Genomic DNA, 25,021 nt, shown 5'->3' on the forward strand with positions numbered 1-25,021 from the left:
GCGGGACGTTGCGGTTGCCGCTCGGGATGACGACCTCGGCGCGACGATCGCAATACGCACCCTTGTCATGCGCGTTGTTCCTCCATCCGAATAATTCTCCAGGAACCGAGTTCTACGAGGTGTCCTCGCTGACGAAACTAATCTAATTCCTGACCAGGGAACATTACCGCAGCGGCAGCGGATCCCCATGCCATGGCTGGTTGGGTCTTGAACAACGGTCCAAAGTTCCAGAGGATAATGTAGCGGAGCCGGGTTCACCACGGCATGCCAGTTGAACGCACGGCGTCAACGCGCAGGGTCTGGACGAAGCCCTGCGACACGTGCTGTCGGCTTGTCGGGTTGCCGACACATATTCAATCACCAACTGCGCCATACACTAAGTTGCTGAAAAGCATACGTTAAAAATTTCCCTTCAGACAGTTCAGCAAGGGGCATGAGTTTTGCACGGTTTCTTGCGAGGCGATCGTAGCTGCCCTGCGGCAAGGCAGCAAAGATGTTGCAGGAGTTCGGCAAGGGAAGTTGGCCCTTGCTGTATTGTTCGGCACGACGGCACGACAAGGACTCTGAATACGGTTGTGAGAAGAACAGTCAGCGGCTCAGCGGTCGTGTGGAACGTTATTGGAGGCAGCGAGGTGCAACAGGAAGCTACAGAATTTGCACTGAATTCATCGCAGGAGCGAATGTGCTTCTTGGATGCGATTGATCCGCAGCGCAAGGATCTCAACATATGCTGCGCAATAGAAATGACGACCCGATTGTCGACCCGGCAGCTGCATGAAACCCTGATACCCATTCTGTCACAGCACGTCTTCCTAAATACGCGGCTTGTCCGCCGTGATGGGCGTTATGTTTGGCTTCATCCAGTAGGAGAGGGCTGCCTAAAAGAGGTTGTTCTATCCGAGAGAGCCTGCTCATCGGTGCAGCAACTTTCTGCTCTGTATCAGGAGTTTATAAGCCAGCCTTCTGGACTGATGGTTCGCTGCCCGTGGCGGGTCCAACTTGTTCAGTGCGAAAGCAAGAGCTATCTTTTCTGCCTGTTTCATCACATCATCTGCGACGGGGAACGATCACTACTTTTATTGCTGCAAAGCCTGTCGGGCCAAACCAAGATTGAGAGGGACCGCGGCACGCTGGTCGGAGTCCCTTTGGCAGAGCCACCGACGAAAGTCGATTGGGAAGCGGTGTCGCGCCTCGCTGATGACGTCGACGATCTGGGCGATCTGCGCGCTAGGTTCCACCACATTGGCACGCCGCGACCGACTTTGAGTGAGTTTGTCATTGCGCCAGATGAGCGGATTTGGGGCCATCACGAAACTGAAGCGTGTCTTCTGTCCGCATTGCAATTCGCGACCGCAAATCTGTTGAACAACGAGCAGATTATCGTTGCTATTCCTCAGGATTGCGTTCCCGACAGCTGCCCGGAATTCGGCTATTTCGGAAGTCCAGGATTGGCACTGATACCGCCATTGATTGAAGGCAGCTGTTTTGGGACAGGTTTGGGCCAAGTGCCGCAATGGGCACTGGCGCAGGTGGAACTCTCAACCCGCATCGGGCACGTTCCGTACCAGGAGATCGCCGCCTCGCCTGGTTTTGCGGAATTGGGCCAAGCTGACAATCTGTTCGATGTTCTCTTGGTGCGGCGTCGGATTTTCGGCTTTTCCAGCCCGTCGATCGCACGAGTCTTCGAACCGGCACCATCCCTCACGCCGTACCTGATGGTCGCCAATCATTGGCATGACGCTTCCGGACGGCTGATTTGCCGGCTAGAGGCTGCCAACGGTCTGATGAACCAGAGTTCGCTCGATTATCTGGCAGGCCGCATGAAAGCCTACCTGCTACCAAACCGGCCCATTGCAGCCCGCCCGAAGGACCCGATTGACTTCACCGGGACTCCCGCGGCTGTGACGCCATTTTTTCTGGCCGCATTGCGCCAGCAAGCCGATCGCAATCCAGAGCGTGAGGCGATACAAGGTCAACGTGACAGCTATTCCTACCTGTCACTAATCCGCATTGCGGATCAATTGGCCAGCCATATTCAGAGACGGATCGGTGAGGGCAATCCGACGGTCGCTTATGCCGGTCCGCGCGAGGCTAAGGAAATCACGGCTCTTGTCGGGGTGAATATGGCAGGCGGGTGTTTTCTTCGGCTGGATGAAAGCGACAGTCATTTGCACCTAAAGCAATTGGAAAGGACAGGTGCGGAGGCGATCCTAGTGACGGAGGAGTCGTTTCAGGATTTCGATCGGCCGGAGGGGTTCGCTCCTTGCGACACGCCGGTCGCAGGGTTTCGCCTTCTGGTCGGGTCACGAGAGCGGGTCCCATCCCCAAAGTTTGACGCCTATGCAGTCATGACTTCAGGATCTACAGGAGAACCAAAGGTTATCCGGTTTGCGGCTGCACAATTGGACCAACTGGTGAAATGGCATCTCGACAGTCTGCCCGAGGCACATCGCATGGCTCAGCTGTCGTCGCTCGTGCACGATATAGCCTATCACGAAATCTATGCGACGCTGGCTGGAGGGCGCACCCTCGTCTTCGCGGAGCCGAATTTAAGGTCGAGTCCAGGCGCGCTCGCGTCGTTCGTGAACGAAATGGCGTTGGACAGAATCTACCTCCCAACGGTGCTGCTGGAAGGAGTGGCCAACGCAGCGTTGGAAAAGAACCTGCCTTGCCGGGAAATGCGAATGGTCATTGTTGCCGGCGCGACATTAGAGATCAGTGACAATATTCGGCGCTGGTTCGCTAAGACAGGCGCGACCCTCATCAACCACTATGGCATGTCAGAAACCCAGGACATAACCGCCCATATCCTCGGAGGGACACCCGATACTTGGCCAGACCGGCCCCATGTTGGCCGGCCGATCGCAGGGACAAAGGTTTCTATATTAGGCTGCCGGAACGAACCACTTCCGGCGGGCGTGGCTGGCAACCTGGCGGTCCAGTTCCCGATCGACTCGGGGCAAGGGTTCTCAGCGCCGACAGTGTTGGGTGATGTTGGGTTTGTGGATGCCGACGGCAATATTCATTTGGTGGGACGCAGCGATCGGATAGTCAAACTGCGTGGCAACCGGATTTCGTTGGAGGCGATAGAATTGGTCCTTCGTCAGCGCGAAGGCATTCTGGATGCTGCTGCCATCGCTCCGCATGCAACGGCGTTTGGACAGGAGCCTCGCGTCTTTTTCACATGCGAACCTAACTTTCCAGAGCCGCCGTCGGACGATCTGATCGATTACGTCGTAGGCAAACTCGGACGTCAGTTCCGTTGCCGGGTGTCGAAGTTAGTCGAGATGCCACGTCTGAAGAACGGCAAGATAGATTACCCGTCACTCCAACGCCGCCCTGCTGAGATAGGTGTTGGAGAGACATCCTTGGCCGTCCTAGACCAGGAAGCAGCACCCGATGACATGAAGGTGACGGCAGCGATCCGCAAATTAGTGCCCGACGCGAGGTTCACAGCGTCTAGCCGTTTCAGCGACATCGGTTTCGATTCTCTTAAGCTCATGTCGCTTGAATTGGAGCTTGCCAGCACCTTTCCGGATTTGACGGTAGCCGATTTTTATCGCTTTCCCACCGTTGCCGCGCTGGAGAAACACCTTGAGAGAACCAAGAGTCCAATCAAGTTCGATGCCCCCGCTCCCGTGCGATTCGAGGGGCGAAACGAGCACGTCAGCGTCGTCGGCATGGCCGGTCGGTTCCCCGGGGCCGTAACAACGGAGGCCCTGTGGCAGAATCTGGCGGGTGGGCGTTGTCTGATCACGAAGGAAGACGACGGCGCAGCCAAAGAGGAGGCGAAAGAAGAAGGTTCCAGATACTTTGTTCCAAGCTTCGGACGGCTTGAAAACGTGGATTCATTTGACTACGAATTCTTTGGGCTCTCACCGGCTGAAGCCTACAGGACCGATCCGCAGATACGAATTTTTCTCGAATTATGCTGGTCAGCGCTTGAACATTCGGGTGATGCGGGCTACGGGGCCGATACCCGCATTGGACTGTTCGCGGGTGCCGGGCTCAGTACGTATTTAATGAATGAACTCGAGCCCTTGCGCAAAAGCAGGACCGATGCCTGTTTTCGCGAGGACAACACGCTGCAGCAACGGCTGGGCAACGACCGAAACTACCTGACATCCACGGTTTCTTATCGCCTTGGCCTCACGGGACCGAGCGTAACGATTCAGGCGGCGTGCGCGACGTCGTTGGCGGCAATTCACTATGCCCGGCAAGCACTGCTAAACGATGAATGCGATATCGCACTGGCCGGTGGCATTTCGGTGATTTGGCCTCAGCCGACAGGGTACGACTATGTCGAAGGATCGGTCCGCAGCCTGAAAGGTCTTTGTCGTCCCTTCGATGCTGAAGCCGACGGAACCGTGTTTGGAAACGGTGGCGGCCTCGTTGTACTGAAAAGGAGCAGCGATGCTATCCGTTGCGGCAACACAGTTTATGCAAACATTGCCGGTAGCGCGGTCAATCATGACGGCAGCCGCAGGATGAACTTTGCCGCACCAAGCCCCCAGGGGCAGGCTGATGTAATCACGCAGGCTTTGCGCAATGCAGGCTTGGGTTCCGATGCGCTGAGTTTTGTCGAGGCACACGGTACCGGTACAGTCGTTGGAGACGCCATCGAATGGAGTTCCATTAGGCAGAGTCTGAAGAAGGCCAAACGGGATGCGCCGTGCTTGGTTGGCTCCATCAAAGGCAACATAGGGCATCTCGACGAAGCAGCCGGGGTCGCTGGATTCATCAAATCCTGCCTAAGTTTATATCACGCTATCTTTCCGGGCACCTGCCATTTCCGCGAACTAAACCCGCGGCTACCGCCGGATGAGAATATCCGGGTGACCAGCAGGCCGGTGCCGCTCGATCTCTCAATCCCGCTGTTTGGCGGTGTAAGCGCGTTTGGGATGGGGGGCACAAATGCCCACACGATCCTGCAAGCTGTACATGGCGGAACATCGAGGGAGACAGTAACATGACACAAGAAATCGGCACTATACTTCCGGTGTCGGCGACATCGCGCCCAGCCTTTGAAGCCAATGCTTCTGCATTAAAAGATTTCCTTTTGTCTGGGATCGACTTTAGTAGGTCCAATTTGGTTGAAACCTTGTCGCGTGGGCGATGTCATTTCAGCGCGCGCCGAGGCGTGCTTTATGGATTTAAAGGCAGCTATAGTATCCACTCCGGCGAACCGATGATGCAGCTGCCTGATGGACAAAGTTCGGCAAATCTCATTTGGACCTTTCCGGGGCAGGGAATGCAACTGAACTGGAAGATCCTAGCCCATCTCAACGGCATCAAGGCGTTTCAGGACCGTTTCAACGAGGTTCTCGACGGCTTTCGGTCCCGCCTGGGCCAAAGGCTATTTGCCGAAAAGATTGGCGCGTTTCTCCCGAAAGAGGGCAACAATGGTTTCGTCTGTGATCGATCAAATACGATCCATGATCAGGCGCTCGTTTTTGCTGTTGAACTGTCGCTGAGCGCTTTGTGGCTGTCATGTGGAATTCGACCAGCGGCGCTAGTTGGGCACAGCGTAGGCGAAATCGCTGCCGCAGTGTCTGCCGGCGTCCTTGCTCTGGACGAGGGATTAGATCTGATTGTCTCGCGGGCGATGGAAATGGACCGGGTGCCGGATGAGGGCTTCATGTGCCAAGTGGACGCCGGTGCTGAGTCCTTGCAGGCTCCACTACGCAAGTTCGGCCTCGAAATCGCTTGCAAGAACAGCCCCGAACGGACAGTTGTGGCCGGGCCAGAGGCTGGATTTGAGCTCCTTGAGAATTATTGTACGGAAAATCGGCTAAGGCACCGCCGCCTCAAAGTCGCGAATGCCTTTCACACCGAGATTATGGCGCCAGCGTCGCAAGCTTTGCGCGTTAGAGGTCCTAATCTCGCGCCCAAGACTCCTCTTATTCCGATTTTCCCCACCTGTTCCGCGCATACAGGTGAGCCATTCACACGAGACTACTGGGCCACGCAAATGCGATCTTGCGTTGATTTTATCGCAGGGGTGGAGCGTGCGTTGGACCGGATTGAGGCGCCAATTTTTCTTGAGATCGGCCTTGGACAGGCGCTGAGCGCCTTTACTCGCACAATTGCAGAGCGCACTGTCCGAGCTGAATTCGGTGTGGTGGCGGGGATTGGTCGTCCCGACAATCCAGTTGCGGAGAAAATCGCTGATTTGTTTGCGGCGGGCTATGCTCTGCCCTGGCACAAGCTTAACAACACCGAACGTGGTTTGCTCGTCCCGATGCCGACTTACCGGTTCATCCAGAGTGAAATCGGCAGCACTGCGTTTCGCATGCAGGTCCCTAGACAACACGTGGCCTCGCTGCCACCTCTCGGTAAAGGGACCATCCGCAAGACCACGACGTTCGAGATATCTCCGCAGGAAGCCGCTTGGTTTGAGGAGCATCGGGTGAACGACGCCTATGTCGTTCCCGGAGCTGGAATGCTGGCGATGATTTTCGATTTCCTTTCCGCCCTAGGCCCCGCCACTGAGAATCAGCTGAATGATGTGGTTTTTGAAGCGCCTATCGTTTTGAACACGGCCGAAAGCAGATGTCGGATTGGCATTCAGGTCGAAGGTGGCGATCGGCCAAGGGTTGCGCTTTATTCCTGGACGATAGGGAAAGAAGAGACTTGGACGCGCAATGCTTTGGCCGTGGTGGTAGACTCAATCGCAAGTTGGCCTGATGACGCTGAACCTTCCGCTATGGGGCAACGCGGTAAGAGTGATGCCTCTGAAAGACTATATGCACAATTTGCCCGGCAGGGGCTGGAATATGGTCCACAGTACAAGCGAATTGAAAGTAGTAGGTGTAAAAAAACGGCGGTTCATGCTCGGCTCTGTGCGCTGTCCAGCGCCACCGGATTGACCGGACTAACCACCGCCCTGAATGCGATGTTGCAGGCGGCGAGCTTTGCGTTTCCTGTGGAAACGGCTTTTTTCCCGGCCAGCATAGGTTCGGTCAATCTACGCGACGCGGCAAGTTTCGCCTATGCGGGAACTATCTCGGCCCGGGTTGACGGCAAGCGCCACGACGCCGTCCTTCGCGACGTTAAGCAAAGGCCGATCTGCAGGATGCGGGATGTCAGACTTATTCCTAGCAACTTAGCGCATGGCATTGATACACTAGCCGAACTTGAGGACAGGCCAGTTCTGTCGACGGCGGCGGAGGTCCTGGGCGTAGATAAGGCGTCGCTAGATATAAACGGTTCCTTGTCCGACAACGGCGTTGACTCCTTTCAGTTGGTCGAGCTTCGCTTGGCACTCGAAGAATTGAGCGATACCCGTATACCATTGAGCTTGCTTTCTGACGGCGCCAGTCTCCAGGAGATTGAGCGCCAGTTCGCAGCGATGAGCAGAGGGAAATCCCCTGTTCTGTCGGCCGCGCTTGCTGCTCCCGAAACAGCCGAACAACCCCGGTCGAAGATCTTTTTCGTGGAAGGGATTTTCGGCCACGTTGGGGGAGAGGCCGGACTGCGCCACTCAGTCAAGTCCAGCATCGATGTGATCGGTCTGGGCGCGCCCAACGATGGCACTTCTGACGATATTGTAGCGGCTGTCCGCCAGATGGCCGATGAAGTCGAGCAACACCAGCCGAAGGGTCCGCTGGTGCTAGTAGGCCACTCATTCGGAGCTATGCTCGTATATTCCCTGGCTGTGGAATTGAGACGTCGCGGCCGAGAGATCGAGCGGATTGTGGCCATAGATGGCCTTTTGGCGCCGGCATTGCCCCCGCATCATACCGCTCGTGTGGACGATGACGATTTCAACCAACTTCTGCATAAGAGCCAATGTAAGCAAACAGCGCCAAACTCCCCCCCGTCGACGGCAGAGCGCGTCGTAATCGGCGAATTGAAGCGGGTGTTTGAGAAGAATTGCCGCATCGCAGCTTCGGCTCAGATCTACGCGCCGGTCGACTATCACGTGACCTTGGTCCTGCCTAGGCAGGACAATGTCACCGGCATAACCGAAGAGGTGTTCTTGCAGAATTTACGCGCGATCCAAGCAGCTGCCGGTGTAGAAGAAATCCCCAACGTTAAGGTTTTGTATGTCGATGGTGACCATTTCTCGATGATCCGCAATCCGGCCATCAATGAGGTCGGGTGCCTCCTTGTATCTCACGCAAGCTTGTCCCCCGTGAGCACGCCCCGGCCGCACCTAAGGAAAACCGATGAAGCAACTGCAGATCGCTGAAGGTACGCTCCAATCCGAAGAGGAGGCTGTCCTGCGCGCTGACAAGATCGAGAAATTTTTTGATGTACATGTTCTGAAAGGAATTTCTCTCCAGGCGCGGCGTGGTGATGTTATTAGCTTAATCGGTGCTTCGGGATCGGGAAAGTCCACCTTCCTTCGCTGTCTAAATTTTCTCGAAGTTCCTACGAGTGGGTCCGTTTCCATTCGCGGCGAAACCTTCCAGGGGGCAGATGCTCTAGCTCGATCAAGCTCCAGTAAGCAAAAGCTACGTCGTCTACGGCGGGAGGTAGGGATGGTTTTTCAATCCTTCAACCTCTGGCCTCACATGACAGCAGCAGAAAACGTGATGGAAGGTCCGGTTCGGGTTTTAAAGGAACCACCAAAAGTCGCACGCGCTCGTGCGTTAGACTTGCTTTCCCGCGTTGGACTGTCAGACCGTGCTGGCTACAGGCCGTCGCAACTTTCCGGCGGGCAACAGCAGCGAGTTGCGATTGCGCGCGCTCTTGCGATGAACCCAGACGTTCTCCTTTTCGACGAGCCAACATCAGCTCTGGATCCTGAGCTTGTTTGTGAGGTTCTTGCGGTGATGACCGACCTTGCGAAGGAGGGGAGGACGATGCTGATCGTTACGCACGAAATTGGCTTCGCGCGTGACGTGTCGAATAAGATGATTTTCCTTCGGAAGGGCATCATCGAAGAAGAGGGCCCGCCTCGCAGTCTCATCGAGTCTCCGAAGTCCACGGAACTTAAGAGGTTCCTTGCGCGGATGCGGCACTAAAATCAACAAGACTACAACACAAAAAAGAAGGAAAAGATCATGAGAGTGCAGGAGCTTTTGATATTGGTCAGTATGGCTGGAGCACTTGCGATGGCAACACAGGTTGCTCACGCTAAGGATACGCTTAAGGTCGGCATGGATCCCCTGTACGAACCCTTCTCGTTTCAAACGCCTGACGGGAAGCTGACCGGCTTCGATTACGAAATTTCAGGCGCTTTGTGCGAGGCGATGGACGTCACCTGCGATATTAAGGCGATCCCGTACGACGGCTCTATCGCGGCACTGCAGTCAGGACAGATCGATGCGTTGATCAACACCTACGCTATGACTAAAGAGCGCTTGGAAAAGTTCACCATGGTTGGGCCATACATTTGGCAGACATACCATTTAATCGTCCCAGCAAATTCTTCGATCGATGGCAGTGAGGCCTCTCTAAAGGGCAAAACCATAGCCTATGAAAAAGGCGCGTCTGCGATAGTCTATTATATAGATGAAAACTTCGCAAAATTCGCGACCATCCAGCCCTACGATCAGATCAACGACGCTATCCTTGATCTGGGCACAGGCCGGGTTGACGCCATCTTCGGTGATGAAAACCAACTCTATTACGCATATGTCAAGAAGCAGCCGGACGTCTACAAGTTGGTCGGCGAGAGCATCCGCGATGCGGATTATTTTGGCGCGGGGCAAGGGTTCATGCTGCGGAAGGGCAATGAAAACTGGGCCAGTAAGCTCAAGACGGCTCTCGATGCGATCGTAAAGAGCGGCAAGTACGACGAAATCTCCAAGAAGTATTTCGGCAGAAATATTCTCGGCAATTGATCTTCCCCCATAACTAAAATCGAGGGCGATATGAGTGCGCAGTTCTCACAAAAATGTTTTGCCAGCGTTGTTTGTATTGGGGCCGGGAATATTGGGGCTGGATGGGCTGCGCACTTCATGCGCGCCGGGCTGGACGTCGTGGTTTACGACCCAGTGGCAGAGCGCAAAGAGTGGCTTGACGAGTATCTTGAAAGAGCCATGCCTGCGCTCGAGCAGCTTGGTTTGTCACCCAATGCAGGTCTTGAACGGGTAAGGTTTACGGCGAATTTGGAAGAAGCGCTGAATGGCGCTACGTTTGTCCAAGAGAGCTCGCCCGAAATCCTATGCCAGAAGCAAGAACTCTTCGAGAAAATGACAAATATTGCGCCGCTTGAAGCGATCATAGCGTCAAGTTCAGCGGGTTTTCTCGCAAGAGACCTTAGAGCGAAGGTGAAGGGGCCCGAGCGGGTCATTATCGGCCATCCGTTCAATCCACCGTATCTTATTCCTTTGGTCGAGATCGCTGGAGGCGACGACGCATCGTCCGCAGCAAAAGTCGCAGGTGACTTTTACAAATCGACCGGTTGCGAAGTTGTCGAGCTCAAGCGGGAGATCGAAGGTCACATCGGGAATCGTATACAGGCGGCAGTTCTGAAGCAAATTTTCTATATTTATTCGCAGGGCGTGGCTGACGTGGATACAATCGATCGCGCGATCGCGACCGGCCCGGCGCTTAGGTGGGCCGTGATGGGTCCTTCGAGTGTGTTTTACCTGGGAACGCAAAATCCTGATATGTATGAGGGTTTCGTCAAAGGACTGGTAGACGAAATCAAAGGCGGTTTCGTCGCGGACGCAGCGTTCAATCCAGATGAACCATTAATTGCCGCGTACACACGGGAAGTGCAGCAGAAAATCGGATCGAACGGACAAACTCCACTTCTCGACCTTAGAAACACAGGCGTCATTGCACTTCGCAACGCTCTAAAACGGATAGCGGAGAAGCGCGACCTCGGTTCAAATTAGATCAGCCAAGAACTTTAAAGCACGTGACAAAGGCGTCTCCCTCGTGAACACTACGGCAGAATACCTACCTTATCTGACCCAAGGGATTATCGCATCTGTTGGTTTGGGAGGCACTTCGTTCGTAGCGGCAGCCGCGATCGGCTTGCTGTTGGCGGTCATCCGGGATCACTCATCGCCTCTCGTCAAGCTTCTGATATCGATCTACATCAGCGTATTCCGCGCTCTCCCGGAATTGCTGACTATCCTCCTGACGTACTACGGCTCCATAGCGTTTACCCGTTCCGTTGGAATTCCAGAGTTGAGCCCATTCGCTGCCGCGCTTCTCGCCTTTGGAGTACAGATTGGCTCCTACGCCTGTCAAATCTTCTCAGACGCGTATCGAGCGGTTCCCCGCGGCTTACTGGAAGCGGCGCACGCCGTGGGAATGCCGGGGCATATTATCCATATTCGCATCGCGATTCCGCTGATGCTTCGTTTGGCTGCTCCTAGCTTGGGAAGTTTACTGTTGGTCGTGATCAAGTTGACAGCAGTCGCTTCTGCTATCGGCGTCACCGAACTAACTCGCCGGGCACAGATCGTTGTGGGTGCAACCCATGATGCACTGACTGCTTTTGGTTGTGCTGCGGCTATTTACCTGGGCGTGGCTGCGATTCTGACCATCTTGCAACGCCGGATCGAGACTGCGAGCCAACTGGATGTTTGATCTTCTTTTACATTCGGAACTCTGGCTCGCAGTCGCACGGGGGGTACCAGTGACTATCGCGCTCACGACCCTTGCCATGGTCTTCGGCCTGGCATTGGGCGCCGGTCTGGCGGTACTCGTGAACAGTGACTATCTCGTTTTGAAATGGGCTGGCGAAGCGCTCACGTTCTCGTTTCGGGCAATACCGCTTCTGACGCTGCTCTACTTCCTGTATTACGGCTTGCCGAACATCGTCTTCATCCGACAAGGCCCGCTTTGGGGTGTATTTTTCCGGTATTCGTTTGCTATCGCCGTCCTTGGGTTCAGTCTAAGCAACGCGGCATTTTTGGCAGAAGTTCTCCGAGGTGGAATCAAGTCAGTAACACGGGGCCAAGTCGAGGCGTGTATGGCCGTGGGAATGAGCAAAGGGATGGCCCTTCGGCGCGTGATGCTTCCGATCGCTTTTCGCAATTCGGTAATGACAATTGGGAACGAGTTGGTTTTCACGCTCAAAGCCACGTCGCTCGCAAGTGCAATTACCCTCTCAGACGTTTTGAACAACGCCAAATCTTACGGGAAGATGTTCTCTGACAATATCTCCCCCTACATCGCAGCCGCCGTTTTCTATCTGATAATGGTTGGTATCATCGATATAACGCTCGCGGTAATAAGAAAACGAGCGGCAATGTGAGTCAACAACGAAGCAACTTGGCTCTAGCAAAATAGCATCGAGCCGTCACGGCAATTTTCCCTGTGCGTTTCGTGGGTGCCATACCGTGAGACTACTGTGGCGATAAAGATAAGCCAGCCTGGTAAAACGGAGTTATGACGTGCAAAAAGTATTCACCAGCCATGCGTCAGCATGTGGAGGGCTTTTGTTCGACGGAATGTTCACAGCAGCTGGCGGCGTCGGTCTCTGTGGTATCCCAGAGCTTTCGAGCAGCACTATTCGGCCAGCCGGTACCAAGGACCTTATGATAGCCGCGAACAAATGCGGCGTCGACGACTTCGGCCTCGGCATCCTGTTGAAGCCGGGGCAGATCAAGAAGATGACCTCGTCCTATGTCGGCGAGAACGCCGAGTTCATGCGCCGGTATCTGTGCGGCGAACTGGAGCTCGAGTTCAGCCCGCAAGGGACGCTCGCCGAACGAATGCGCGCCGGCGGCGCCGGTATCGCAGGCTTCTACACGAAGACAGGCGTCGGCACGGTTGTAGACGAGGGCAAGGAGCATAGGATCTTCAACGGCTATGTGCTCGAGACCGGCATCGTCGCGGATCTCTCGATCGTCAAGGCCTGGAAGGCTGGCGCGTCCGGCAATCTCGTCTTCCGCAAGACAGCGCGTAGCTCCAATCCGCCGGCCGCCGTGCGGCAGGGTTTGCGTGGCGGATGTCGAAGATCAGATCCACCTGCCGGGGATCTACGTAAATCGCCTTCCAAGGCGAGCACGAGAAACGCATCGAACAGTGCACTACGCGCTCGGATTGAAGTGGAAGTAGAGTCAGACAGCACGGGCTACGATTTCGATCGGATAGCGGTTGTTCTTGTAGGTCGGTGCACTCACGGTCATGGGCGCGCTGCTATCTCAATTTCCTCACCGCTCAATCAATGTGACAGCACCTTCAAATCTCCGGCGATTGCCGTTGTCGCTACCCACACGGCCGACCCTAGACTTAACTCCTAGACAAGGAAAATCAGCAATGGAAAAACCAATTAGTGACTTTGCCCCGGCCGACGCTAACCTCACTCCCCGGTTTGCAGATCTTGCGACATTCATGCGTTCTAAAGCTCTTCCGATAGAGCAGGCAGGCGCTATTGATGTAGGTATCGTTGGCGTTCCGTTCGACCTTGGAACGGTTTATCGAGTGGGCAGCCGGCACGGACCAGCAAGCATCCGAGATCAATCACGTCCTATCAAATCCGTCAATTTCCATACGAAAGTGGCCCCATTCGAAATCGCGCGGATTGCTGACCTGGGTGATACACCCGTTCATCCTTTGAGCGTCGATGTGAGCCTTGAGATCATCACGGATTGGTTTAACCGAATTCGCGATAAAGGTGTGAGGCCGCTGGTCTTGGGCGGTGACCACACGGTCTCTCTTCCGGCACTGCGTGGGCTCGCTCGCGATGGGGCAGTCGGGTTGATTCAGTTCGACGCTCACAGCGATACGAGCGATGAGACGCGAGGCATGAAGATCAGCCATGGCACGCCGTTTCGCCGGGCCGTCGAGGAAGGTCTGATCGACCCGAAACGGGTGATTCAGATCGGACTTAGAGGCACGGCGAATTCAAACGACGACAATGAATGGGCGCGGGACGTTGGCATGACCTTGGTCACGATGGATGACTTCGAGGCAAAGGGACGTGCGGCTGTCATTGAGGAAGCTCGGACCGTTGTCGGTGACCTGCCTACCTATGTCACGTTCGACATTGATGGCTTAGACCAGTCTCATTGCCCCGGCACGGGCGTTCCCGAACCGGGTGGCTTCTCTATGCGTGATGCCCTAGTCCTCCTTCGAGGTCTGCAAGGGATCGACGTCATCGGCGCCGACGTTGTCGAAGTTTGCCCACCGCTCGATGTTGCGGACATGACAGCCCGGAATGCCGCTTATCTAGGCTTCGAAATGCTGTGCCTTATGGCAGTTGGCATCTCAAGATCGCCTTAACACGTAGGAGGGCCGGCGATAAGGCCATCCTTCTGCCGGCAACTCCTAAATGAGTGAGGGGTGTGCTGGGCTCGCCCGCAGCCAAGCCTGTCTTATTCATGACGCATCTGGGTCTGTTTGCCACTGAGCGGCGGACAGGTTGCGGCTCGGCGTCTTTTTCACCGCGGCTGTGTCTGGACTTGTGGTACGCCTCCGGCGAGGCTTTCAATTGCCCATAAGTTCGGCTCCGATGGTTTGCGCCGAGCTTATGCCCGTGAGGCGCATAAGGCCGAGCCACATGACGGTGTTGCCCGGCGGCGGGTCGCCTCCCTGCTGCTAATCGCCATGCTTGGCGGCTATCTCGCCCGCAAACATGATCGCATCCCGGCATCGTGGTCGTCTGGCGCGGTATGATCCGCTTGCACGACATCGCCTTCGGTATCTCCATTGGATCAAGCCAACGATGTGGGTAATCGGAAGCCTCGCCGAAGGGGAACGCAGGTTTCGCTGTTTGCACGTCACTTCGGCAAGTCGCCGGACGGTTTGGTGGCGCCGATGTCGCGAACCCGACAAAGTGTCGCGGCCACTCCAGCGGGCGCGCGTGTTTCACTCTTGCTAAGTAAGGAGCACCGCATTTCGCACGTGGCACGCCGATTGCTGGGATGATGAGCAGGAGCCGCCGCGACAAACCGGTCGTAACGGCCCTGTCCCAAGGTCGCAGGTTATATTGGAGGGCGAGCTATGTTGTCCCAGTTTGAAAACCAGTCCATAAACCATGAGGTCGCTAGGCTCAATCTGCCGAACTCTCGGATCAAGCACTTCGCGCCGGCAAGTTACGCACAATCCGGAGAAGACGTTATTGTAGAAGGAATCTTGGCTGCAAGCCTCTGCAAGAGCCAAAGATCGTGGTCCAGTGTGTTCTATGTCGAGATCGGCGCTAATCACCCCATCTCTACCTCAAGTACCTATCTTATGTACCAAAGAGGCGCGCGAGGTGTTCTGGTTGAACCCAATCCTGAATTGGAAGCGCTGATCCGCACTGCGCGCCCGGAAGACGTTCTCGTGCGATCCGTTGTCTTGCCAGCTCCGCAAGCGTCTGCCACGCTCTTCATCGGAAACGCCCATGAGCTTTCCTCTGTGGATAAGGCACATATTGAAAGTTTCGGCGACTTCAACGGTATAGGAGGTGTCCGAGAACATGTCGAGGTGAGCGCGATCGGTATCAATCAACTATTGACCCCATATGCCAATAAGGTCGATTTCTTATCGATTGATTGCGAAGGACTGGATCATGATCTCGTTAAGGCCATTGACTACGAGCGCATCAGACCTGCTGTCATCCAATGCGAGCCAAGTGAACATCGACTAAAGGGCAACAGGGCTCGGATCATCAGTCTGATGGAATGCAGATCATACCGGCTTGCTGCAATGACTGACATCAACGTCATCTTCGAGCGATTGACCTAATGCAGCGGCCCAAATAGAACGCTGTCATCGAACATACACCAAGCCCTAACATTGCGTCCGGCCCTCAGGCGCCGCGTGGCAAATTAAGATGGAAGCGCATATTGCCGCATGGCGGGGCGGCCTGGCGATGGGGCGGTGGCGAGCGGCTCGCAGGCTCAGGATAAGGCCAGACTAACTTCGTCTCATCCGCATGCGACAACGGTCAATCCATCCCACGGCGCAATACAGCAGGGCATAACGGTCGGAATTCCCTAAGCCAGTCCACTCTTGAAAGGAGAAAAAAATAGGTCCGCATGCGCGCGACGCGAAAAAAGGGTCGCGCGAGCCCCGCACCGGCCCTGTCGATCCGAATCGGGTAGCCTGTCCCAATCTATTTGTCCTGAAGGAGAGCGATATGACGTTCCGTCCATTGCATGACCGCATCCTGGTCCGCCGCATCGAAGCCGACGAGAAGACGGCCAGCGGCATCATCATTCACACTGCGGAGGAAAAGCCGCAGGAGGGCAAAGTGATCATGGCCGCCCCTGGCGCACGCAATGAAACCGGCCAGCTTCAGCCGTTAGACCTCAAGGTCGGCGACCGCCGCAAGGCGATGCTGGAGGATATCGCGATCCTGACTAGCGGCACCGCCATCAGCCAGGATCTCGGCATCAAGCTGGAGAATGTCACGCGCTAGGAAGGTCTCGATCGAGAAGAGAACACCACGATCGTCGAGGGCGCAGGAGGAGGAGATCCAAGGCCGCATCGAGCGGCGGCGTTGCCCTGCTCAGGGCAGCAAGGGCGCTCGACGCGGCCGCCCTCGACAACTCCGACCAGAAGACCGGTGTCGAGATCGTCGTGCGGCGCGCCATCGAGACGTCGGCGCGCCAGATCGCCGACAATGCTGGTGCGGAAGGCTCGATCATCGTCGGCAGGCTGCGCGAGAAGCCGGAGTTGAACGTCCAGGCCAACGAATTCGGCGATCTCTTCAGTCGAGATGTGGTCGACCCCGCCAAGGTTCCTTCAAAACGCACACTTTGATTCATTTCTTGCAAAAATGCAATATCCTAATATTGCCAACCACCCAAGTCGCGTGATAGCAATGACTCGGCTTGAGGAGGCCGCATGATTCAGCCCGGAAGAACTCCACTTCATATTCAGCTCGCCGATATCATTCGGTCTCAGATCGAGAGCGGCGTCTTCAGTGCTGGCGATCAACTCCCCACTGAGATGGAGTTGATGAAGCAGCACGAACTCAGCAGCAGCACTGTGCGACAGGCGGTGCTTGCCCTTGTGGGTGAAGGCTTGCTTTATCGACGCGCTGGCAAGGGGACGTTCGTTGCCAAGAGTCACATCGGCCGGGACCTGCTCACTTTTTCAGGGTTTTCGGAAGAAGCGGTAGCGCGTGGATTCCGGCCTGGTACTAGGCATCTGACGATGCACTGGCGTCCCGCTGACGCCGTGGTTGCAGCCGCACTTAACGTGCCGACCGATGAAAGCGTGCTGACCATCGAGCGCGTGCGAACGATCGACGACGAGATCGTAGCGGTTGAGACAGTTTCGTTCGTAGCAGCAATCGGGCGCCAAATGGAAAAGCTCGACCTTGCCGACACCTCGTTCACCGAGATTCTCGAGCAGCACCTCGGTGTGACGCTTGCTCGAGCCAAGCAGGATATACGGGCCGGCATCGCGCGTGCAAAACTGGCAAAAGCGCTCGACGTGTCGAGCGGCACTGCGGTGCTGCAAATCGACCGCACCGCCTTCGACGCAGCCGATCGAGTTATTTACTTCTCGTCCTCGTCCTATCGGGCCGATCGCTACACATATTCGAGCTGGATCGAGCGAAAAAACGTCTCGATCGCTCAACCTCGACAATTAATCGGCCGGAGTAGATGATGCCTACCTGTGAAGTTTATGTGGTCGGCTCGTACGGAGTTGCATTTTGGATCGTGGGCGACGTGCCAGCGCCGGGCGAAACCGTGCTAGGGTCGGGGTTCGCATTCGGAAATGGCGGCAAGGGCTCTAATCAGGCTATCGGAGCCGCGCGACTCGGCGCCAGATGTAAACTGCTGGCAAGTGTTGGCACCGATAAATTCGGTGACGAGGCACTGCAACTCTGGCGCGCCGAAGGCGTCGATTGCTCCGCCGTGAGGCACGTTGCCGAGACGCCTACGATGGCGGGGATCATCATTCTCGACGCCGCTGGCGAGAACCGCATCATCACCGATCCTGGCGCCAACGCGCGGCTTTCGACGTCTGATGTTGAGACCTTCGCGGCTACATGGAAGAGCCCGGGAATCCTGATTACACAGCTTGAGATTCCCTTGGAGACGGCGGCCCGCGCGCTTGCCATTGGCAAGGCGCGGGGACTGACGACCATTCTAAATCCGGCACCCGCCCTCGCCCTACCGAAGGAGATCCTTGCCGACGTTGACATCCTAACCCCGAACCAATCCGAAGCGCGCATTCTGATGGGACTCGAGCCGGACGATAAGCAGGCCGATGCCGAAATAGCGGCAAGACTCCGTGGTCTGGGCGTTGGACACGTCGTAATGACGCTGGGAGCGGATGGGGCCCTGATTGCCGGGCCTGACGGAATGACCAATATCGCAAGCTACCCGGTCGACGCCGTCGACACCACCGGGGCCGGAGATGCATTCAACGGGGCACTCGCTGCAGGACTTTCCAGCGGATTGACCCTCGGTGATGCCGTTCGCCGCGGCACCGCGGCGGGCGCTATCGCAGTGACGAAAAAGCTCGTGGTTCCGGCGTTGCCCGACGAAAGGCAGATCGCAGAGTTGATAAAAACCGGGACCTCTCTCCGATGAAAATAAGGGTTGCTTTCCTCCCTACCAGCCCACTGGCTATCGCCGGCGACGTATGTATCGTCATCGATGTGATCCGCGCCACGACGGCTATTGTTACGCTTTTCGACGCAGGCAGCAATCGTGTGTTTGTCGGAGGATTTGGCTCGGACGTCGCCAAAGCACGCGCCGCCGTGGGCCAGAATGGAGTTATTTGCGCGGAGCAAGATGATGGATCGCCGCCCCTCGGCTTCGATCATGAGCCCTCGCCGTCCCTGCTATCTGCACTGGATCTATCGGGCCGCTTTTCGATGCTGGCAACCGCTAACGGCACGCCAGCAATTCTTGCAGCGGTTCGCGAAGGCGCAGCCCTGACACTGCTGGGTTCACTGCGAAATCTGGATGCGGTTGCCCGGCGCGCGCTCGCAGAAGCATCATTGCGCAATGCAGACATCACGATTATCTGCTCAGGCCAACTGCGCAACTCACGTATCGCGATTGAAGATAGCTATTGCGCCGGAATGATCGTTTCACAGATTTGTGAACTTCCGAATAATGACGCCGTCGAACTCGATGACTCTGCGTCGCTAGCTCGCGGTTTCACAATTTCGCAAAATAGCGCCGTAACGGTTTTGATGAGCTCAATGACCGGGGGACGATTCATTAGCAATTATCGACAACACGACGTGGAGTTTTGTGCGCGCATCAACGAATCCACCATCGTACCCATCGTGACCGCGCAGCACGAAATTTCCGATCATCCAGTGTATCTCCTCAATGCCTGGTAGAGCGCACCCTATCACATTGATCAGTGGCCGACCTCGCGTCCTGGCGACAGCAGATCTCAGCCCAGAGGGTATTGCATCGCTCCGCGAAATGAGCGAGCTCAAGTTGCTCGGTTGGGCAGCCGGCGAGTGGTTCAGCGATCGCACTCAACTGATGGACGCAGTAGCTGACGCAGAGGTTGTGATAGCGGGATACGAGTGCTTTGACGCAGAACTGCTGGCCGCAGCACCTCATCTTCGCGCGATCCTATCAGTGCGCTCGGCTCCGCAAGCGAACATCGATGTGGCGGCCGCCACGGCGCGAGGGATCGCCGTATTGCACACTGTCGGGAGGACGGATCACGGCGTCGCAGAGTTCACGGTTGCGCTCGCGCTGGCGCTTACTCGACACCTTATCCCTGCCAGTGCATGGATAAGGTCACAGTCTCCTGACTTCGAGGCCGGGGAGGACTTTTATCGTGGCACGGTATGGGGTCGCGGCGCGCGTTGTCCCCAACTCGCATTCACGGGCATCGAGCTGCATGGTCGCACACTCGGTATCATCGGTTTTGGCGCGATCGGTCGTGTCGTGGCCGAAAAGTTTTCCGGCTTTGGCATGAGGGTTATCATTCATGATCCTTATGTCGATAGCGCCGAGCTACGAACCCTCGGAGTTGAATCGGTTTCTCTCGACGAACTGCTGGCAAACTCGGCGATCGTTACCTTACACGCCCGGCTCAGCGCGGAAACTCGCGGCATGATCGGCGCAGATGAGCTCGATCGGATGGGACACAGTGCATATCTCATCAACACCGGTCGAGCAGGCCTAATAGATACTGACGCGCTACTCAAAGCTTTGGATCGCGGACAAGTCGCTGGTGCCGCGCTGGACGTGTTTGACACGGAGCCGCCTTCGGCGACGGATCCGCTTGTTTCCCATCAACGCGTCCTCGCGACGCCTCACCTCGCCGCGTGGACCGAAGAAATGCGCGGACGTCATACCCGCAGCATTGTACAAAATCTGCAGCGGCTCTTGGGTGGCAATCCCGAGAATCTCTCGAACCCCGAAGTTCTCACTATGGCTGGGAGAACCTTGCCTTGAAAATCGTCGATGTTGCCTCGCGTCTCTATCATATCCCACCGACAGTCTCCTGGGAGGACGCCACACATCGCGTCGCGAACCTGGAGTACATCATCAGCCGTGTGACCACAGACGCTGGAATCGTTGGCGTAGGCTTCGCCTACACGACAGGGATCGGCGGAAGCGCCATCCTCGCCGTGATTGATGATTACTGCCGAACGATGCTTGTCGGACAAGATCCGCGACAGATCGAACGACTTTGGTCGTTCCTCCATGCCCAATTGCATCGCAGCGGCACCGGGGGCATCAACACCCTCGCATTGGGCGCGATTGACATCGCGCTATGGGATATTGCGGCCAAGTGGTACGACGTTCCCCTATTCCGTCTGCTTGGCGCGCGGCGTGACAGCATCCCCACTTACGGCAGTGGCATAGACCTCTTCCTCGATAGCGACGCTCTACTCAACCAGGTCGAAGGATTCCTGGCAGCGGGCCACAAGGCGGTGAAAATCAAGATCGGTAGGGACAACCCGGAAGAAGATCTTGATCGCATCGTAGCTGTGAAAAAATTAATAGGCCCCACTCGACGACTGTTCGTCGATGCCAATCAGCGCTGGAATGTCGCTGACTGCAAGAGCCGGCTGCAGAAACTAGCCGCGTTCGACCTTGGCTGGATCGAAGAGCCTCTCCATGCGGAGGATATTCGTGGGCACGCCGACCTGCGCCGCTTCGTGTCGCTGCCCATTGCGGTCGGCGAGAGCCTGTACACGCGACATCAATTTGCCGATTATCTACAGGCTAACGCGGTTGACATCGTCCAAGCGGACGTGTGCCGTGTTGGGGGAATTACCGAATGGCTGAAGATCGCCAATTTGTCAGCGTCCTTCCACCGCACCATGGCGCCTCATTACATGTCTGAACTCTCCGTCGCAGTTATGTGTGCGATCGACAACGTGGACATCCTCGAATGCGTGCACGGCGGCAGCTTCTCGGAAATGGGTGTACTTCAGACGAAACTTCGCCTTGAGAACGGTGTGGCCTTTCCTTTTGAAACACCCGGACACGGTGTGATGTTCGACGACGAAAAGCTCGAACCCTTCGCTGTCGATCCGGCAGAACTCCGGACAAGGAACATGCAGAGCGCAAAGTAGATGCGTCTTCATCAAGCAAGCACGGCGTTCGATTGCAACAATCTCCTAGGCGAAGGATGCAACTGGAGCGCATTAGACCATAGCCTCTGGTGGAGTGACATTGAAGCACAGTGCGTGTTCCGCTGGGACGACGACGGGAAAGTTGCGGCCATGCGGCAACTTCCCAATCGTGCGGCATTCGTCTTTCCACGCGTGCGTGGTGGCTTCGTGCTGGGCTTTCCTAAGTCGATAGTCATCACAGATCCAACCTTCACGAACTTCTTACAAGTGGCCGAAATCGAGCCGCATCTTCCGCAAACGCGCATCAACGACGCCGCTATCGATCCATATGGTGGGATCGTCTTGGGCACATATAATGAGCAAAGCCGTGAGCCCATTGGAGGCGTATATCGCATTGCGCCCAGCGGGGAGGTCGTTACCCTCTTCAGTGGAGTAGCGGCCGCCAACGGACTTGAATTTTCGCCTGATGGCAAGATCATGTATTTCACCGACACAGCCGAGGGCACCATCCGGCGTTTTGCCTTGGCCCCGCATCTTTCGGGTATTACTGAGATAGAGCCACTTGCAGGCCCGAACGTTGCCCCGGGATCGCCTGATGGCGCAACCGTGGACAACGACGGGGGGTATTGGAGCGCCAGGCTACGTGGCGGCTGTGTCGTTCGTATTGATCGAAACGGTCAACTCACAGATCGCGTTGATATGCCGACGATGGCGCCGACCTGCGTGGCACTTGGCGGCGAAGACCTGAAAACGTTGTTCATAACCTCGCGGCGAGTGAGGCAATCATCTGACGAACTTCTTCGATTTCCCGAATCCGGCAACCTTTTCCGAGTTGAGGTCGCTCAGGCTGGGCGATCGCTCTTCGGCTGCAGAGTCTAGCGGTGGAGTGGATGTAGGTAAGTGCTCGATTGCCTCAAGGACGCGTTTCATGCCCGAGCATAGATCCAGAGACCCGCGTTCAGAAGGTCTTTGTTGGTGCGTTGGTCTGTGTGCCTGAATCTAGGAAAAGTTCGCTTTGCCGTCGATCGCAGGGCGGCACTTATCGTTGGAAGGCTGTCAAACTGATTGACTGGGTGCCCGTCGATCGTCGATCGTTGATCTGCCTTCAGCCTGATTATAGTCTAAAAAGGGCAAGCCTGCCTTGCCGATGGTTTCGTTAAAAGCGTTGCTCTTTCGATCCGGTGCGTCCAACCTCCAAGCGCTGCGAGCGGACGACAGTGGTCCTCCCTGGCGGTTCTGTAGGCCTCCGCCTCAGAGTCTGGACTGTAGCAAAAAGGCAAAAAGCTTTGTGCGCTTCGAACAACCTTTTAGCCGCTCAAGGCCAAGGCGATTCAGGTGACCGGAACTTTAGTAAGAAAGTAAGAACGATAATGAGGCCATTGCGTCGAGTATGAGCGCAGCGCATGGATTCAAGGCCCATGCCGGCGCTACCGACTTCGAGGGAATGGCCATTGCAGGCGTCATGTTAAGCCAAGGCCGGATCTTAGAGGCTGTTTTGAAATCGGCTTGCTGGGGGTTCCGTTTGAGGCTGGTTATGATTCAAGCTTTGGATGTGGACCGAGCAGAGCCGTGGCCAGATCGCTAAGAAGACCAAGCGGATCTGACGGATACGGAGTGGGAACAGATCGCTCCGCTGATGCCCAAGCCTTGGCGGCGGGTTTTGTTGCAACGGGGTGCAGAGAGGCCTGATGCGAGGTCAATCAGGCCTCTCTGCACCCCTATTCAGCCGTTGCAACAAAACCGGTTTACGGCCGCTATGAACGCGCATTCTCAAAAATGCACGTCACGCGCATGATCCACCTGTGCGAAATCCTCGGGTTCATGCCGATGGAGATGCTGTTCAGCGCTGCCCCGCATCGGCCGCACCCCGGAGGAAGCGCGCGACACCATGGAACTCGCGCAGCAGGTCGTATCTCTGCCGCACGGCACCAAGCGCGATCTGCTGGCCCTGGTCAAGAAAATGGTCGCCCTGGAGCGGGCCGCAGACGGAGCGGATAAGCATCAAGCTGATTGATCCGGCTGACGAAGGTCTACTATCATTGTCCTCGAAGAAGTTGCCTTAACCTGAGACTGGCTATCTATCGGTGGCGTACTCATGAAGAAGACTGTCGTTAGGGTTGTCTGTGCCATCGGCCAAGCGGGGCCGCTCGGCCTCAAAGGCCGTCTTCCATGGGAAGGCAATATGGGGTCAGAACAAGAACTGTTCCCAGAGACACGCTAAGGTCGAACGAAGCATGAACTTCGCAATTGATCTGTAGATGAAGCTGTCAGCCGGTTGAAAGCAGGTGGCCGGTGGCGGCCAAATTCCCTCGAAGTTGTGTATCGAGGGGAATGCGGATGGGCAGAAGAAGGCTTCTCAGTTCAAAGGAAGCGGCGACGCTTCTGGGCATAGCGGTGGACGAGGATAACCTTATCCGACATTTTACGTTGGAAACGGCGGACCGCTTGGAATGCGAACTTCGCCGCCGACCGCAAAACAAGCTGGGCTTCGCGGTTCAACTTTGCACAATGCGCCAAACGGGGCGACTATTGTCGGAGAACGAGCAGCCGCCAGCCGCTGCGATCAAATATCTTGCGGAGCAGCTCGGCATCGACCCTCGCCTGTACGAGCTTTATGCTCGCCGGGTACAGACCCGTTTTGATCATAGCCGGCATCTGATGGACTATCTCAGTCTTCGGGCGGCTTCCAAAGAAGATAGGCGAGCCGCTCTGATAGCTGCAATCGAAGTGGCAACCAACGGCGATCACGGACTGCCGATCGCGATAGCAGTCGTTGCCGAGTTCCGGAAACGAAACGCTCTCCTTCCCTCGCTGCATTCCATCGAGAAAATAGGTCTCGGCGGTCGCGCGATTGCTCGCCGACGGGCAGAGAACGCGATCATTTCGGGTATCTCGCTGGATCGGCTAGCCTCATTGGACAGGCTATTGGAGGTTGATCCGGTGATCGGCCAAACCCGCTTTCATTGGCTGCGATCGGCGCCAGACGCGCCAGGTGCGTATTCCGACGAAGCCGGCCATCGATTCCGATTTGAAGCCGGCCAGTCATTCCGATTTCATTCCGGCCGGTGTTCCGATTTGAAGCCGGCCATTTTTCGGACTGATCCTGGGTCTCGTTGATGTTTGGATTGGGTTTCGTTTCCGGTCAAGCTTGCGCTGTTTCAGACGCTCTTGGCGAGCGCTGTTTTCGCATGCTTTCCCCGGTGAGATCGATGCGATAGGCGTTGTGAACGAGGCGGTCCAGGATGGCATCGGCCAGGGTTGGGTTTGCAATGATCTCGTACCAGCGATCCAGAGGCAACTGGCTGGTGACGATCGTCGATCGGCGTTCGTAGCGGTCTTCAATGATCTCAAGCACATCACGCCGCTGGTCATCATTGAGTTTTTCCGGTCCCCAGTCATCGAGAATGAGAAGGTCGGTCTTGGCGAGTTGCTTGAGGATCCGGCCATAACGTCCGTCGCCTCTCGCGAGGGCAAGCGTTGCAAACAGCCGGGGAACGCGGTGATAGGCGACGGAGAAATCCTCTCGGCAAGCTTTGTGGCCAAGCGCACAGGCCAGCCAGCTCTTGCCGACGCCCGCCGGACTGGGCTCATAATGCCCGTTATCAGGATGGCGAGGCAAAGAAGATTGTCCGTTACGCCTTTCATCCGCGTTCG

At 56.2% G+C, this 25,021-nt stretch carries 17 protein-coding genes and 4 pseudogenes; 20 read left to right on the plus strand and 1 reads right to left on the minus strand.

All coding sequences use genetic code 11. The features are described from left to right. Nucleotides 1–632: 632 nt before the first annotated feature. From AC0L3O_RS32075 to AC0L3O_RS32170, 20 genes and pseudogenes are all read left to right on the plus strand, one after another. A complete protein-coding gene (locus tag AC0L3O_RS32075) occupies nt 633–4,973 on the plus strand; it encodes a beta-ketoacyl synthase N-terminal-like domain-containing protein (RefSeq protein ID WP_473617632.1) in 4,341 nt (1,446 codons plus the stop codon). Further along, nucleotides 4,970–8,194, plus strand: coding sequence for an alpha/beta fold hydrolase (locus tag AC0L3O_RS32080; protein WP_473617633.1), 3,225 nt, complete (start codon nt 4,970–4,972; stop codon nt 8,192–8,194). The genes AC0L3O_RS32075 and AC0L3O_RS32080 overlap by 4 nt, the downstream gene beginning before the upstream one ends. After that, the gene (locus tag AC0L3O_RS32085; RefSeq protein ID WP_473617635.1) at nt 8,172–8,972 is read left to right on the plus strand and encodes an amino acid ABC transporter ATP-binding protein; all 801 of its coding nucleotides are present in this window, start codon (nt 8,172–8,174) and stop codon (nt 8,970–8,972) included. Before AC0L3O_RS32080 ends, AC0L3O_RS32085 begins: the two co-directional genes overlap by 23 nt. Nucleotides 8,973–9,011: 39 nt before the next feature. Beyond that, nucleotides 9,012–9,794: a substrate-binding periplasmic protein gene (locus tag AC0L3O_RS32090; protein WP_473617636.1), complete on the plus strand. Its 783-nt coding sequence runs from the start codon at nt 9,012–9,014 to the stop codon at nt 9,792–9,794. A gap of 30 nt (nt 9,795–9,824) precedes the next feature. After that, nucleotides 9,825–10,796, plus strand: a complete 972-nt coding sequence (locus AC0L3O_RS32095; RefSeq protein WP_473617637.1) for a 3-hydroxyacyl-CoA dehydrogenase NAD-binding domain-containing protein — start codon at nt 9,825–9,827, stop codon at nt 10,794–10,796. Nucleotides 10,797–10,839: 43 nt separating this feature from the next. Then, on the plus strand, nt 10,840–11,499 hold the full coding sequence (locus tag AC0L3O_RS32100; protein WP_473617639.1) for an ABC transporter permease subunit: 660 nt from the start codon (nt 10,840–10,842) through the stop codon (nt 11,497–11,499). Beyond that, a complete protein-coding gene (locus tag AC0L3O_RS32105) occupies nt 11,492–12,169 on the plus strand; it encodes an ABC transporter permease subunit (RefSeq protein WP_473617640.1) in 678 nt (225 codons plus the stop codon). The genes AC0L3O_RS32100 and AC0L3O_RS32105 overlap by 8 nt, the downstream gene beginning before the upstream one ends. A gap of 196 nt (nt 12,170–12,365) precedes the next feature. Continuing rightward, nucleotides 12,366–12,964 (plus strand): annotated as a pseudogene (locus tag AC0L3O_RS32110) (CoA transferase subunit A). Nucleotides 12,965–13,176: 212 nt separating this feature from the next. Next, the gene (gene speB / locus AC0L3O_RS32115; RefSeq protein WP_473617642.1) at nt 13,177–14,142 is read left to right on the plus strand and encodes an agmatinase; all 966 of its coding nucleotides are present in this window, start codon (nt 13,177–13,179) and stop codon (nt 14,140–14,142) included. 720 nt (nt 14,143–14,862) lie between these two features. Further along, the gene (locus AC0L3O_RS32120) at nt 14,863–15,588 is read left to right on the plus strand and encodes an FkbM family methyltransferase (RefSeq protein WP_473617643.1); all 726 of its coding nucleotides are present in this window, start codon (nt 14,863–14,865) and stop codon (nt 15,586–15,588) included. Nucleotides 15,589–15,982: 394 nt separating this feature from the next. Further along, nucleotides 15,983–16,171, plus strand: a pseudogene (locus AC0L3O_RS32125) (co-chaperone GroES); the annotation flags it as partial. Next, nucleotides 16,163–16,587: pseudogene (gene groEL / locus AC0L3O_RS32130) on the plus strand (chaperonin GroEL); the annotation flags it as partial. The pseudogenes AC0L3O_RS32125 and groEL, both read left to right, overlap by 9 nt. Nucleotides 16,588–16,692: 105 nt before the next feature. After that, the gene (locus AC0L3O_RS32135) at nt 16,693–17,463 is read left to right on the plus strand and encodes a GntR family transcriptional regulator (protein ID WP_473617644.1); all 771 of its coding nucleotides are present in this window, start codon (nt 16,693–16,695) and stop codon (nt 17,461–17,463) included. Continuing rightward, on the plus strand, nt 17,463–18,395 hold the full coding sequence (locus AC0L3O_RS32140; protein ID WP_473617646.1) for a ribokinase: 933 nt from the start codon (nt 17,463–17,465) through the stop codon (nt 18,393–18,395). Before AC0L3O_RS32135 ends, AC0L3O_RS32140 begins: the two co-directional genes overlap by 1 nt. Next, complete coding sequence (locus tag AC0L3O_RS32145) at nt 18,392–19,159, plus strand: 2-phosphosulfolactate phosphatase (protein WP_473617647.1); 768 nt, start codon at nt 18,392–18,394, stop codon at nt 19,157–19,159. Before AC0L3O_RS32140 ends, AC0L3O_RS32145 begins: the two co-directional genes overlap by 4 nt. After that, complete coding sequence (locus AC0L3O_RS32150; RefSeq protein ID WP_473617648.1) at nt 19,149–20,237, plus strand: NAD(P)-dependent oxidoreductase; 1,089 nt, start codon at nt 19,149–19,151, stop codon at nt 20,235–20,237. The genes AC0L3O_RS32145 and AC0L3O_RS32150 overlap by 11 nt, the downstream gene beginning before the upstream one ends. Beyond that, complete coding sequence (locus AC0L3O_RS32155) at nt 20,234–21,367, plus strand: mandelate racemase/muconate lactonizing enzyme family protein (protein ID WP_473617650.1); 1,134 nt, start codon at nt 20,234–20,236, stop codon at nt 21,365–21,367. The genes AC0L3O_RS32150 and AC0L3O_RS32155 overlap by 4 nt, the downstream gene beginning before the upstream one ends. Next, a complete protein-coding gene (locus AC0L3O_RS32160; RefSeq protein ID WP_473617651.1) occupies nt 21,368–22,246 on the plus strand; it encodes an SMP-30/gluconolactonase/LRE family protein in 879 nt (292 codons plus the stop codon). Between the two features lie 1,009 nt (nt 22,247–23,255). Then, nucleotides 23,256–23,381 (plus strand): hypothetical protein, encoded by a 126-nt coding sequence (locus AC0L3O_RS32165; RefSeq protein WP_473617653.1) that lies wholly within the window; start codon nt 23,256–23,258, stop codon nt 23,379–23,381. A gap of 323 nt (nt 23,382–23,704) precedes the next feature. Then, nucleotides 23,705–24,364, plus strand: a pseudogene (locus tag AC0L3O_RS32170) (DUF4158 domain-containing protein); the annotation flags it as partial. Nucleotides 24,365–24,509: 145 nt separating this feature from the next. Here AC0L3O_RS32170 and AC0L3O_RS32175 read toward each other — a convergent pair. Further along, the coding region (locus AC0L3O_RS32175) for an ATP-binding protein (RefSeq protein ID WP_473617654.1) at nt 24,510–25,021 on the minus strand (512 nt) is incomplete at its 5' end.

This window comes from Mesorhizobium sp. WSM4810 (genome assembly GCF_055811235.1).